This window comes from Croceicoccus estronivorus (assembly GCF_001625325.1).
GTDB classification, from domain to species: domain Bacteria; phylum Pseudomonadota; class Alphaproteobacteria; order Sphingomonadales; family Sphingomonadaceae; genus Caenibius; species Caenibius estronivorus.
The window spans coordinates 74,137-86,566 of sequence record NZ_JRQQ01000010.1; the positions used below are offsets into that span (position 1 = coordinate 74,137).

Annotated in this window: 9 protein-coding genes; 4 read left to right on the forward strand and 5 right to left on the reverse strand. The window is 60.6% G+C overall.

All coding sequences use genetic code 11. The features are described 5' to 3' along the window. Window positions 1-6 precede the first annotated feature (6 nt). Window positions 7-543: a DUF1003 domain-containing protein gene (locus MB02_RS15050; protein WP_067539514.1), complete on the forward strand. Its 537-nt coding sequence runs from the start codon at window positions 7-9 to the stop codon at window positions 541-543. Between the two features lie 21 nt (window positions 544-564). Here MB02_RS15050 and MB02_RS15055 read toward each other — a convergent pair whose 3' ends face one another. After that, window positions 565-1,248, reverse strand: a complete 684-nt coding sequence (locus tag MB02_RS15055) for a prolyl hydroxylase family protein (protein WP_067539816.1) — start codon at window positions 1,246-1,248, stop codon at window positions 565-567. A gap of 101 nt (window positions 1,249-1,349) precedes the next feature. Here MB02_RS15055 and MB02_RS15060 point away from each other — a divergent pair, with 101 nt between their 5' ends. Further along, window positions 1,350-1,904 carry a cytochrome b gene (locus MB02_RS15060; protein ID WP_235829540.1) on the forward strand — a complete coding sequence of 185 codons (555 nt, stop codon included), beginning with the start codon at window positions 1,350-1,352 and terminating at the stop codon, window positions 1,902-1,904. A gap of 111 nt (window positions 1,905-2,015) precedes the next feature. On the opposite strand, the gene MB02_RS15065 is transcribed toward MB02_RS15060, so the two are convergent. Then, entirely contained in the window at window positions 2,016-2,915 is a 900-nt protein-coding gene (locus MB02_RS15065; RefSeq protein WP_067539520.1) for an RcnB family protein, read from the reverse strand. Between the two features lie 205 nt (window positions 2,916-3,120). Here MB02_RS15065 and MB02_RS15070 point away from each other — a divergent pair, with 205 nt between their 5' ends. Both MB02_RS15070 and MB02_RS15075 read left to right on the forward strand, forming a co-directional pair. Next, a complete protein-coding gene (locus tag MB02_RS15070; protein ID WP_067539522.1) occupies window positions 3,121-4,452 on the forward strand; it encodes a chloride channel protein in 1,332 nt (443 codons plus the stop codon). 239 nt (window positions 4,453-4,691) lie between these two features. Further along, complete coding sequence (locus MB02_RS15075) at window positions 4,692-6,305, forward strand: DEAD/DEAH box helicase (RefSeq protein ID WP_067539525.1); 1,614 nt, start codon at window positions 4,692-4,694, stop codon at window positions 6,303-6,305. Window positions 6,306-6,389: 84 nt separating this feature from the next. Here the strand turns inward: MB02_RS15075 and ettA are convergent, their stop codons facing one another. The 3 genes from ettA to MB02_RS15090 all read right to left on the reverse strand — a co-directional run bounded on the left by ettA (window position 6,390) and on the right by MB02_RS15090 (window position 12,369). Further along, complete coding sequence (ettA, locus tag MB02_RS15080; protein WP_067539528.1) at window positions 6,390-8,069, reverse strand: energy-dependent translational throttle protein EttA; 1,680 nt, start codon at window positions 8,067-8,069, stop codon at window positions 6,390-6,392. An 86-nt stretch (window positions 8,070-8,155) separates the two neighbouring features. Next, window positions 8,156-11,581, reverse strand: a complete 3,426-nt coding sequence (gene smc, locus MB02_RS15085; protein WP_067539531.1) for a chromosome segregation protein SMC — start codon at window positions 11,579-11,581, stop codon at window positions 8,156-8,158. Window positions 11,582-11,613: 32 nt separating this feature from the next. Further along, on the reverse strand, window positions 11,614-12,369 hold the full coding sequence (locus tag MB02_RS15090; RefSeq protein WP_067539534.1) for a thioredoxin domain-containing protein: 756 nt from the start codon (window positions 12,367-12,369) through the stop codon (window positions 11,614-11,616). Window positions 12,370-12,430: the final 61 nt, after the last annotated feature.

Consider the following 12,430-nt stretch of genomic DNA (forward strand, 5'->3'; position numbering starts at 1 on the left):
GGCGGCATGAAACTTGATACCAGTCCCGAAGCTCTGGCAAAGGAGCTGCTTGGCCGTCCCTTTGCGGAACTGGACGTGGAAGAACGCGCGGTGCTCCATCGCGTTTCGACCGGGGAAGTCATGGGCCTCGATGCCGACGAGCGGGCCGCCGCAAAGATGACTTTCGGGGATCGGCTATCTGACAAGGTGGCCGCGATTGGGGGAAGCTGGGCCTTCATTTGCAGTTTTGCCGTGGTCTTGCTGACCTGGATGGTCATCAACAGCCGCGTATTGGAAGACTTCGGTTTGCATCCGTTCGATGCCTATCCGTACATTTTCCTCAATCTCATGCTGTCGATGCTGGCGGCATTGCAGGCTCCGATCATCATGATGAGCCAGAATCGCCAGGCGCAGAAGGACCGGGTGTCCGCCCGTCACGATTACGAGGTCAATCTGCGCACTACGATCGAACTGCTTCGGCTCCATCGCAAGATAGACCATGTCCTGGCCAGGCTGGGGCAATTGGAAGGGGTAGGTCCCGCAGATCGGGAACACCACGAATAGAATTCATCCTGGCGCGCGTGTTCAGCCCCATTCGCGGACGCGATACCACTTCGTCACGACATGCTTTACGCCCTTGATGACAGGGTTTGCCGCATGCATTGTCATTTCGTTGGGCGTGCCGTCGGGGTTGGCATTGTTCCATACCAGCAGCGCCCCTTTTTGAGGTGTTACCGACAGGCCGACACGCGTGAAATAGGTGTGCCCGCCTTCCTCTACATCGTTCAGGAAAGCCATGGCCGTCCAGCAGCGTTGTCCACCGCGCTTGCGTTCGGTCTTCCAGTAATCGGTCTCCATCGCGAACCAGTCGTGATGCTCCTTGTACTGCTGACCGGGATGATATCGCTGCCCTTGCAGTGTTTCGCCAAATTCGGAAGGCAGGCCCAGGAGATCGTCGATCCGCCGTGAAATCATCTGAATGAACGGGTGGTGGTGATCGAGATTGCCGGAATACGATGTGCGATAGTCCGCTTCGGCCTCGCTTGATGCAAACAGGGTCGAGGGCTGGGCGACCGTGTCGATCATCGTGGTCAATTGCCAACATTCCGCGGCGTCGAAAAACGCGCCCAGCGCATAGATCTCTGCATCTTCGGTCGGCAATTTATGCACATTCGGATCCGCCTGCAGCCGTTCGCGGACAGAGGCTCCGAGGCGGGCGAGGGCTTCCCGGTCGGGCGAGCCGGTTGATTTCCGCTTGAACAGTTTCATCGCCAGCCACCTTTGGAAGCGGATGCCCGGCATCGCAAGGGGGCTGTGCAAACCGGGTTGCCGAAAAGACACGAGCAGTTAAGACTATGCTTATGGAGAGTTTGGGAACCCCCGCGGCGCGCAGCCGCTATTCGCTTGTCGCGATGCTCCTGCACTGGGCTATCGCGATCGGAGTCATCGCCAACTGGCGCATTGCCGAAGCGGCCGAAAATCTTCCGCAGGCGGAGCGAGGGGCCGTGATGAGCTGGCACTTCGCTATCGGCATGGCGATCCTGCTGGCCACTTTGGCACGGATCATCTGGCGGCTGGTGCACCGTCCTCCACCACTGTCCTCACGCCTCGCTGTCTGGGAGCGGGTACTTGCTCGCGTGACCCACTCGATCTTCTATATCCTGCTGCTTGCCTTGCCGCTCCTCGGCTGGATCGGGATGTCGGGTTACAAGGCTCCGATCGATATGTTCGGATTTGTCTGGCCCGTTCTGCCGGTGGGTTTCGGGGAAAAGACCGGACATGAGATTCTCGAATTCCATGCGACCCTGGGCAGTCTGATGATTCTGCTGGTGGGCCTGCATTTGCTGGGTGTCATCAAACACATGGTTGTCGACCGGGATGGCAACCTTTGGCGCATGCTGCCGTTCGGCACGCCAAAGGCATAGCAGCCGGGCAGGTGCGCTAAGCGTCAGGCAAAGGAAAACCCCCGCCCGAGGGAAGAGGCGGGGGTTCCTTGCCCAAAACTGCCGAACCACTCAAACGGCAGGGGCTATTCGTTACCAGAAGAAGTCGTAGATCACGTCCACCACTTCACCGGAATAAATGTTCACCAGCAGCACGTCGTCATAATAGCGTACCCAGCGATAGGGGCCGTATGCGGACGGCAAGCGATAGTTGTAGGGATCGCTGATCCAATAGCGGTTCGAATAGAACAGCGAGTCCAGGAAGAAGCCCACAGTCAGGCGGCGATAGGACCAGTGGCTATACGGTGAATAGTAGCGGCCGATCCGGTAGGCATTCCGGTGCTTGTTACGATAATTATACCAATTGTACCGGTTGTTGTCGCGCCAGCGGCGATCCCATTTGCGGCTGTCGTCCCGCCCATTCCGATATCCGTCCCGATAGGCATCGCGGCGGTCATAGCGCCGGTCGTCCCGATTCCGGTTCCGGTCGGTATATGTCCGATTGCGGTCGCGGTCGGCATAGCTCCGATTACGGTTTTGTTCAGCCATGCGATCCCGGTTTGCGGTACGGGTATCGCGACGTTCGATGCGATCGGCCTGGCGTTCGCTCCGGGCATTCACTTGTGCGGCACGAATGTCACCCCGTCGCTCGATTTGCGCGGCACGACGTTCGCTGTTGCGTTCAATCTGCGCGGCCCGACGATCGCCCATACGTTCGACTCGCCTGGAGTCACTGTTGTTGGTGCGGTTCTGCACTTGCTGCGCGCGAATGTCTGCCCGGCGTTCGACACGCTCCGCGCGTCGTTCGCTGCGATTGTCTATCCGGGCGGCACGGTTGTCACCCCGCCGTTCGACTCTGGCGCTCCGATTGTCGTTGTTCCAGTTTCGTTTGTTATCCGAATTGGCGAGAGCTTCAGCGGGAAGGGCGGTAATCGCCATTGCAGCGGCCAGCGCTGTCATGCCACCCGATCTCAGCATTTCTTTCACATGCATTGCGGCATCTCCATCCGTCAGGCCGCATGAGTGGGAGGCGGCTTATTACGAAGCCTGTATTACCCGAGTCGGCCTGTCGCGAAGGTGAACCGGGCGCATAGGCCTTTGTTCATGTTTATGAACTGTAACATGAACAAACCTGAAGGTTACCAAGAGTTTCTTTCCTTCACTGGACCTGAGGGCTTCCCGCCTCTAGGAGCCCTGCATGCAATTTTTCCGACGGATTGCCGATCGTGTCGCAGGCGCTCTGCCGACCGAGCCCGTCCAATTGGACGATTGGCGCCGTCGCGTGGCAACTCTGGTCGCTGCGTTGCTTGTTGGTCTCGTTGCTCTCGCATTCGCCAAGATGGGCGACCTTGCGCAGTCCGCTTTTTCGCGCCTGGAAAACGAAGCGTGGTGGCTGCCGTTGATCTGGACGCCGTTTCTGTTCGTGTTGTTCGCGGCCATTACCCGGCGGTTCGCGCCCGAGGCGCGCGGCTCTGGCATTCCGCAGGTCATTGCGGCCAGCCATAATGCGGAAGGACGTTATAGCGCGAGGCTTCTGTCCTTGCGCGTGGGATTGTCCAAGCTGTTCCTGACTGTGGGCGCCTTGCTGGGCGGCGCGTCAGTCGGCCGCGAAGGGCCGACCGTGCAGGTTGCTGCTGCGATCATGGTGAAAGTTCACCGGCTGTTTCGGGTGAAATTAACGCCCGGTGTCATGATCGCCGGTGGCGCGGCAGGCGTGTCGGCTGCGTTCAATACGCCGCTCGCGGGAATTGCGTTCGCGATCGAGGAATTGGCTGTCGCCTATGAACAGCGTGTGGCTGTGCTGGTCATGGCAGCGGTGATGATTTCAGGCCTTACCAGTCTCGGGATCGCTGGCGATTACATTTACTTCGGCCAGATGGGGGCCAGTTTGCCCGTTTCGACAGTGCTTGTCGCGGCTCCTCTCGCCGGTATTGTCGGCGGGGTTGCCGGAGGGCTGTTCTCGCGCTGGTTGCTCGCTCTAAGAGGGCCAGAGGGCCGCTTTTCCAGCTTGCTTGGCAAACGGCCGATGCTTGCGGCGCTGGCCTGTGGTTTGCTGGTGGCCGTTCTTGGCGTTGTCACTGGCGGAATGACCTGGGGCACCGGCTACGAACCGACCAGGGCATTGCTGGAAGGTGGAGAGAGTGCCTTGTGGTTCGGCCCGGCCAAACTGCTCAGCACGCTGGCGACAGCGGCCAGCGGGCTTCCAGGCGGCATTTTCGCCCCATCTCTGGCCGTTGGCGCCGGTTTTGGCGAATTGCTGACGCCTTTGTTCCCCTCTGATGATGCCGGGGCAATCATTCTGTTGGGGATGGCGGGATATTTCGTCGGCGTAGTGCGAGCGCCACTGACTGCGGTGATTATTCTGGCCGAGACTACGGCATCGAGCAGCAGCATGATCCTGCCCTTGTTCGCAACCGCATTGATCGGGGATTGGGCCGGCTCTCTGGTGTGCAAGCAAAGGCTTTATCATGCGCTGGCCAAGGATTTCCTGCCCAAACAGGAAACGGCGGAGAAAGCAGGCTCAGCCTGACCAGTCGCAACTCGCTTGCGTTTTATTGCAGCGCACACTAGATGTGCCCGCGATTGGTGTTCGGGGACTTGTCCCTTCGCCGTCCGTAGCAGCGTGAGGCCCATTGATAATTGGGGCCTGCGCGGACGAATGATCACCAAAACCAGCTTAAGCTTCCTTATTCACGCAGGGTCGCGATTTTACGAACCCTGACCGCGCGCCGCGATTGCGCGCGCGCCGTTATTTATCGAAAGCATCTCATGTCTTATTTTTCAGAACTCGGTCTGGCCGAGCCTCTTCTTCGTGCGCTTGGCAGCAAGGGCTATTCCGATCCGACCCCCATTCAGCAACAGGCTATTCCGGCGCTGTTGCAGGGCCGTGACCTCCTGGGCATTGCCCAGACCGGGACGGGCAAGACCGCCGCGTTCTCGCTTCCCTCCATTCACCGTCTCGCAGCGGACCCCCAACCGCGCAAGAATGCCTCCTGCCGCATGCTCGTCTTGTCGCCGACGCGAGAGCTGGCTGCCCAGATCGCCGAAAACATGCGCGGCTACGCAAAGTACCTCGCGCTCAATATCCAGTGCGTATTTGGCGGCGTTCCGGCTGGCAGACAGGCTCGCGCGCTGGTGCCGGGCTGCGACATTCTGGTCGCAACGCCTGGCCGATTGCTGGATCTGGTCGATCAACGTGCGCTGACATTGCGTAATGTCGAGATTTTCGTGCTCGATGAAGCCGACCAGATGATGGATCTCGGCTTTATTCACCCGCTAAAGCGGATTGCCGCGATGTTGCCTAAGGAACGGCAAAGTCTGTTCTTTTCCGCCACTATGCCCAAGGCGATTGCGGATCTGGGCAAGCAATTCATCCATGACCCGGTTCGTGTCGAGGTCGCGCCGCAATCGACCACGGCAGAGCGGGTCGAACAATTCGCGACATTCCTCAATCAACCTGAGAAGCAGGCGCTTCTGACGTTGAGCTTGCGCGGTGGATTGGCCGATGGTTCCATTGATCGTGCGCTGGTCTTTACGCGGACCAAACATGGCGCGGACCGCGTGGTGCGCCATTTGTCCACGGCAGGGATTCCGGCCGCTGCAATCCACGGTAACAAGAGCCAGGCGCAGCGGACGGCCGCGATCAAGGGATTTCGCTCCGGCTCGATAGCGATCCTTGTTGCAACCGATATCGCTGCTCGCGGAATCGATATTCCGGGCGTGAGCCATGTGTTCAACTTCGAGTTGCCGAACGTGCCGGAACAATATGTGCACCGTATCGGCCGCACGGCGCGTGCCGGTGCAGATGGCGTAGCGATCAGCTTCGTGGCGCCCGATGAGAAAGCGTATCTCCGCGATATCGAACGCCTCACCAAAGTGAAGCTGACGCAGCAACCGCTCCCTGAAGATTTCACGAAGGAAGCCGCACGGTTGCCACTGCCTTCGCGTAAGGCCGTACAGGCAGCGGTGTCGGAAGATGGCCGCAGAGCGCAAAACCAGCCACGCGGCCGTCGTAATGATGGCCGCCGCAACGATGGCCGTGGCGAAGGTGGTCGCAGCAACGATGGACGGGGCAGGCGCGAGGGCGATCGGGATCAGCGGTCACAGGGCCAGTCGCGCGGGCCTGCGAGGCCGCGCACGGACCGGACTCATATCCAACCGGGCCGGGCCGATGGCCAGCGCGGTCATGAGGAACGGCAGGCACGTCCCGCGCGCAGCGGGGGCAATTCTTCGCGTTCACATGATGCTCGTTCTGCTCCACAAAAGGATGGTGGACGCAAGGCCCAGGGGCACGGCGGCCAGCGTGGCGGTGGCCAGAACAATGGCAACCGGAATAACGGTGGGCAACGGTCTTCGGGACGCCAGCGGCAACCGCAAAGCTGAACCGGGCACCCGGAATTTCATCTCTTCAAACAAAAAGGGGCCGCGTACCGAAAGTACGCGGCCCCTTTTTTGTCGATGTGACCGTCAGCGAGTCAGTTTCTTGTATGCGAGCCGTGTCGGCCGGTCTGCCGCATCACCCAACCGGCGACGCTTGTCCTCTTCATATGCAGCGAAGTTGCCTTCGAACCATTCGACGTGGCTGTTGCCTTCGAAAGCGAGGATGTGCGTTGCCAAACGGTCAAGGAAGAAACGGTCGTGGCTGATGACCACGGCGCAGCCGGCGAAATTCTCGATTGCGTCTTCCAGCGCGGCAAGCGTTTCCACGTCGAGGTCGTTCGTCGGTTCGTCCAGCAGCAACACGTTGCCGCCTTCCTTCAGCATCTTGGCCATGTGTACGCGATTGCGCTCACCACCAGAGAGCTTGCCTACGTTCTTCTGCTGGTCCGCACCCTTGAAGTTGAACGCGCCGACGTAGGCCCGCGTGCTCATGTCGTGACCGTTGACCTTCATGTAATCGAGCCCGTCGGAAATCTCTTCCCAGACGTTCTTCTTCGGGTCGAGGTGGTCGCGGCTTTGATCAACATAGCCGAGATGCACCGTCTGGCCGATTTCGATCTCGCCTTCGTCAGGTGTTTCCTTGCCGGTGATGATCTTGAACAGCGTGGATTTACCTGCGCCGTTCGGCCCGATCACACCCACGATGCCGCCCGGCGGCAACATGAACGAGAGGTTTTCGAACAGCAGCTTGTCACCATAGGCCTTCGAAATGTTCTTGGCCTCGATGACTTTGCCACCCAGCCGTTCCGGCACCTGAATGACGATCTGTGCCTTGCCGGGTTTGCGGTCGCTTTGCGCTTCCTGCAGTTGTTCGAACTTGCGGATACGGGCTTTCGACTTGGTCTGGCGGGCAGCCGGCGTCTGCCGGATCCATTCCAGTTCTTCCCGAAGGGCCTTGGAACGACCGCTTTCCTCACGCTCTTCCTGCGCCAGGCGTTTGGCCTTCTTTTCCAGATAGGTCGAATAGTTGCCTTCGTAGGGGAAGTATTTCCCGCGATCGAGTTCAAGAATCCATTCCACCACGTTGTCGAGGAAGTAGCGGTCGTGGGTGATCATCAGCACCGCGCCGGCATATTCCTTGAGATGGCTTTCCAGCCATTCGACGCTTTCGGCATCGAGGTGGTTGGTCGGTTCGTCCAGCAGCAGAATTGACGGTTTCTGGATCAGCAGGCGGGTGAGGGCGACGCGACGCTTTTCACCGCCGGAAAGAGTGGACACTTCCCAGTCCGAGGGCGGGCAGCGCAAGGCCTCCATTGCGATCTCGAGCTGATTGTCGAGCGTCCAGCCATCGACTGCGTCGATCTTCTCCTGAAGCGTGCCCATCTCTTCCATCAGGGCGTCGAAATCGGTGTCATCCTGCGGATCACCCATTTCAGCCGAAATCGCGTTGAACCGATCGACCATGTCGGCGATTTCGCGGGCGCCGTCCTTGACGTTTTCAAGGACGTTCTTGGTCGGGTCGAGTTCCGGCTCCTGCGGCAGATAGCCCACAGTGATATTTTCGCCGGGCCATGCTTCGCCGGTGATGTCGGTATCGATCCCGGCCATGATTTTCATCAGTGTGGATTTACCCGCGCCGTTGGGCCCGACGATGCCGATCTTGGCACCCTGATAAAACTGCAGGTTGATATCGCTCAGCACCGGCTTCTGCGCGCCGGGGAAAGTCTTCGTCATGCTCTTCATGACATATGCGTATTGGGCGGCCATGCGTCGTCCTTCGGGGGTGACTTGTGAATGTACGGAGTTGCCGCGCCATGTAGCGATGGCGAGGGGCAGGGGCAAGGTTTGCGAACCTATTCGGCGGCCAGCAATTCCTCTGCCGCGCCCAGATCGACACTGACGAGCCGGGAAACACCCTTTTCCACCATGGTGACACCGAACAGGCGGTTCATGCGGCTCATTGTGACGGCATTGTGCGTCACGATCAGGTAGCGAGTCTGCGTTTCGAGGTTCATGGCGTCGAGCAGGTCGCAAAAGCGATCGATATTGGCATCGTCCAACGGCGCGTCGACTTCGTCGAGCACGCAGATCGGCGCAGGATTGGTAAGAAACAGGGCAAAGATAAGCGCCACGGCGGTCAACGCCTGTTCCCCGCCCGACAGCAGGCTGAGCGACTGGAGGCGCTTGCCTGGGGGCTGAGCGAAGATCTCAAGCCCTGCTTCCAGTGGATCGTCGGAATCGATCAGTGCAAGGTGGGCTTGCCCGCCTTCGAACAACCGCGTGAAGAGACGGCGAAAGTGCGTATCGACTTTCTCAAAGGCGGCGCGCAGCCGTTCACGCCCCTCGCGGTTGAGACTGCCTATGGACCCGCGCAGACGATGGACTGCTTCGGCCAATTCGGCCTGTTCGGCGGCGCTTTCCCCATGGCGGGTCTCGATTTCGGCAAGTTCGTCGGCTGCCACGAGATTGACCGGGCCAATTCGCTCCCGGTCGGAAGTGAGCTTTTCGAGGGCGGCGGACTCGTCGTTGGGATCCGTGATGTCCTGCTCATCGAAATCGAACCGGCTGGTCAACAAGGGCGGAGGGCATTGGAACCGTTCGCCCGATATTCGGGCGATCTCACTGCGCCGCGTCTCTTCGTTTTCCGCTCGCGCACTGGCCCCGGCACGGGCTTCGCGTGCGCTGGCAAGCATTTCCGTTGCTTCCGCGAGGCGAGCGTCGATGGCCTTTGCGGCGACTTCGGCTTCCGTCAGCGCCGCTTCCGCAGCGGCAAGTTCCCGGTTCAACCGTTCGCGAACGACATCGCCCTGCTCGATGTCGCACATCAATGCGGCAGGCCTGGCTGCGACAATCGTGCGTTCTTCTTCGATTTCCTCGAACCGGCGGGCCATTTCGGAAAGGCGGCGCGTGGCTTCGTCAGATCGGGCCTGCCAACCCTTGATATCGGCGGCGCGAGTGGCAGTTCGCTCCCGCGCTACAGCCAGAGCCTGATCGTGGGCGGCCAATGTCGCAGTGGCGGTTTGCAGGGTGGAGCGGGCCGCCTCGTGTTTGGCCTGAGCCGCAGTCAGCGCGGACCTGCCCAATTCCGGATCCGGCAAGTTCGCCAGCTTGGCTTCCGCATTCTTCCACTCTGTTTCGGCCTGTTCGCGCTGTTCCTCCAGGTCGGTCGCTGTCCTCGCCAATTCGGCCAGGCGGGAGGCGTGCCGTTCCCACGCCGCTTCTGCCTGATCGAGTGTGCGTAGAGCCTTGCGTTCGTCATCCGCAGCCGCAGCTATCTCGCGTTCCGCCGCAATCAGGGCGCGTTGCAGTTCGCTGAGAGCCTCCTGCGCAGCCTGTTGGCGTGAAGTGGCAGCATCTACAGCAGCGCGCTTGCCGGGCAATTCCTCTTCCAGTTCGACGAAGCGATTTTCCGCTTCCAGCCGGGCGGCCTCGGCGGCGCCTTCGCCCCGTGCGATGAACCCATCCCAGCGTCGCAGAAGGCCATCGCGCGTAACCAGCCATTCGCCCGGGGCAAGGTCACGTCCATCGTCCGCGTCCGCCACATGAACGAGAGCAAGACGGGCACCGAGTTCGGGAGGGCAGTCGGGCACATGCGAAGCAAGGCTGTCTGCCACGGAAGGAGGGACGGCGCTGCCGGTCCAGAATCGCCCTTCCACCACCGTATCCGGCTGGCCAAGCGGTGCCTTGGCATCACGACCAAGCACGGCGGCAAGCGCTCGTTCGTAACCGGGTGCGGCACGCACCTTGTCCAATGCAGCAGGCATGCCGTGCTTGTTTGCGGCCTGCTTGGCCCGTGCCTCACGATCCCGCAGTAATGCGTTGTATTCTCTCTCTATTCCAGTGAGTTCGGCCTTTGCGGAAGCCAGCATGGCCTCTGCATCGTCGCGCGCCGTGGCCATTTCTTCCTTGCGACCTTGTCGTTTGGCGAAATCGTCACGCAGGACGGACAATCTAGCACTGGCCTGATCTACTGAAACTTTGGCGTCGGTGACCGCGCGTTCAGGATCTTCCTGCGCGGTCAGAGCTGCGCGCATTTCTTCCTGGCGCCTCACTTCCTGATCCAGCCGCTCCAGACGCGACCGTGCCTGCGCCAGTTCGGCCTCTGCCACGCGCCATTCGGCTTCAACTCCGGCATGGTCTGCTGTCGCCTTGGCCAAGGCAAGCTCGGCGGCGCGGGCGCTGCGTTCGGCATCTTCAAGCTTCGCCGCCATACCGGGTCGAGCCTGTTCGTCCGCAGCGAGCGCCTTTTCGTTGTCGGCCAATTCGGTTTCCAGCCGGGCCAATGCCTCGGCGGCGTCTCTCGTCAGCCGGTCGGCATCGCCGCGATCCTCTTCCAGCCTGCGATGCTGACGTTCGAGATCCGCCAGCCGTTGTTCCGCTGCCTCCAGCTGGCTCGTCAGAGTCGCCATGCGATGCCCGTGGGCACTGGCATCGTCACGTCTGTCAGCCAGCGTGTCACGCACCTGGGCCAGTGCTGTTGCGGCTTCCGCTTGTGCTTTCTGAGCCTCGGTAGCTGCGGCTTGCGCGTTGGCAACCCTCGCGTCGCACGATTGGGCTTCGGCACGTGCGGCATCGGCGGCTTGCGCTGCGTCGCGCCAACGGGAAAAGAGCAGCCGCGCTTCCGCCACCTGAATCTGTGCGGAGAGGGCTTTGTAGCGTTCCGCCTGTCGTGCCTGGCGTCGCAGAGTCGATATCTGCGAATCCAGACCAGCCATCATATCTTCCAGCCGGGCCAGATTGGCTTCGGTCTGACGTAGCTTGCTCTCCGCGTCCTTCCGGCGGACGTGCAGCCCGGCAATCCCGGCCGCCTCTTCCAGCATTTGCCGCCGTTCAGCAGGCTTTGCGGCAATGACTGCGGCAATTTTGCCCTGACTGACCAAGGCAGGGCTATGTGCGCCGGTTGCTGCATCCGCAAAGACGAGCGCGACGTCCTTTGCGCGCACATCGCGCCCGTTGACGCGATAGGCGCTGCCAGCGCCGCGTTCTATCCGGCGTGTGACTTCAAGTTCTTCTGCCTCCGAATCCTCGCATTGCAGGACGACTTCGGCAAAATCTCGCGGTGGGCGTTGGGTCGTTCCCGCGAAGATGACATCTTCCATCCCGCCAGAGCGCATGGACTTGGGCGAATTTTCGCCCATGACCCAGCGGATCGCTTCCAGCAGATTGGATTTACCGCAGCCATTCGGGCCGACAACCCCGGTCAGTCCGGGTTCGATGCGCAGTTCAGCAGGTTCGACAAAGCTCTTGAAGCCCGAAAGTTTGAGCTTCTTGATCTTCATCGCGACCCGCCCCCGCTACTCAGCCTGGCGCATTATCGCGCGCCTGCATTTTGAAGCACCGGTTCAAGCTTGTCCCAACTTTGCTCATCCAGCTTGCGGCCATTGAGCAGGAAAGTGGGTGTTCCCTCAATTCCAAGTTCTTCCGACTGGGTTTCGGACCGATTGACGATCCCTTCCGCGAATCCCGGCTTGGCAAGGCAAGTGGCCGATTGCTCACGGGAAATGCCACGTGCAGCGAAAAAGTCGGTCAGGCCGCCGGCATCGGCAATCGTCTTGTAGCGTGTAGTCTGATCGGTCTGCTTCATCGCGGCTTCCACTTTCGCGGAATTGGCCTGAACGCCTTTTACGATGTCTTGCAGGTTGGCCCACACCTGCTCGCTCAATGCAGGATAGCTTTCGGGAGTGCCGCAGCGAACCAACATGGCCAGTGTCAGGTCCAGCCCGTCATGCACCTGATTGCGCAATTCGTAGCTGACTACGCCGCTCGCGACATATTTGTCGCGCAATGCCCCTCCGGCTTCCTCGGAGAAATGAGCGCAATGCGGACAGGTCAGCGATGCATATTCGACAAGCTTGAGGGGGGCATCCGGATTGCCGATGCGATAGCCATCTTCGTCGGTGACACTGATTACCTCCGACCACTGCTTGCCCGCGGGAGGGGCAATGGCGGCAATCGGCCCCGCATTTTGGGTTGCTGCTGCGTCATTGTCCGAGCCACAAGCAGCGAGGGCCAGCACCACTGGGGCCATCAGGGTTGCAAGGGCGGCGGGGCGAAGCAATCTCGTCATGGTTGGTCCTTACTGTCGATCGGGAGGTTAGCCCAAGGGGCGCGGCGGGCAAAGCGGGCAT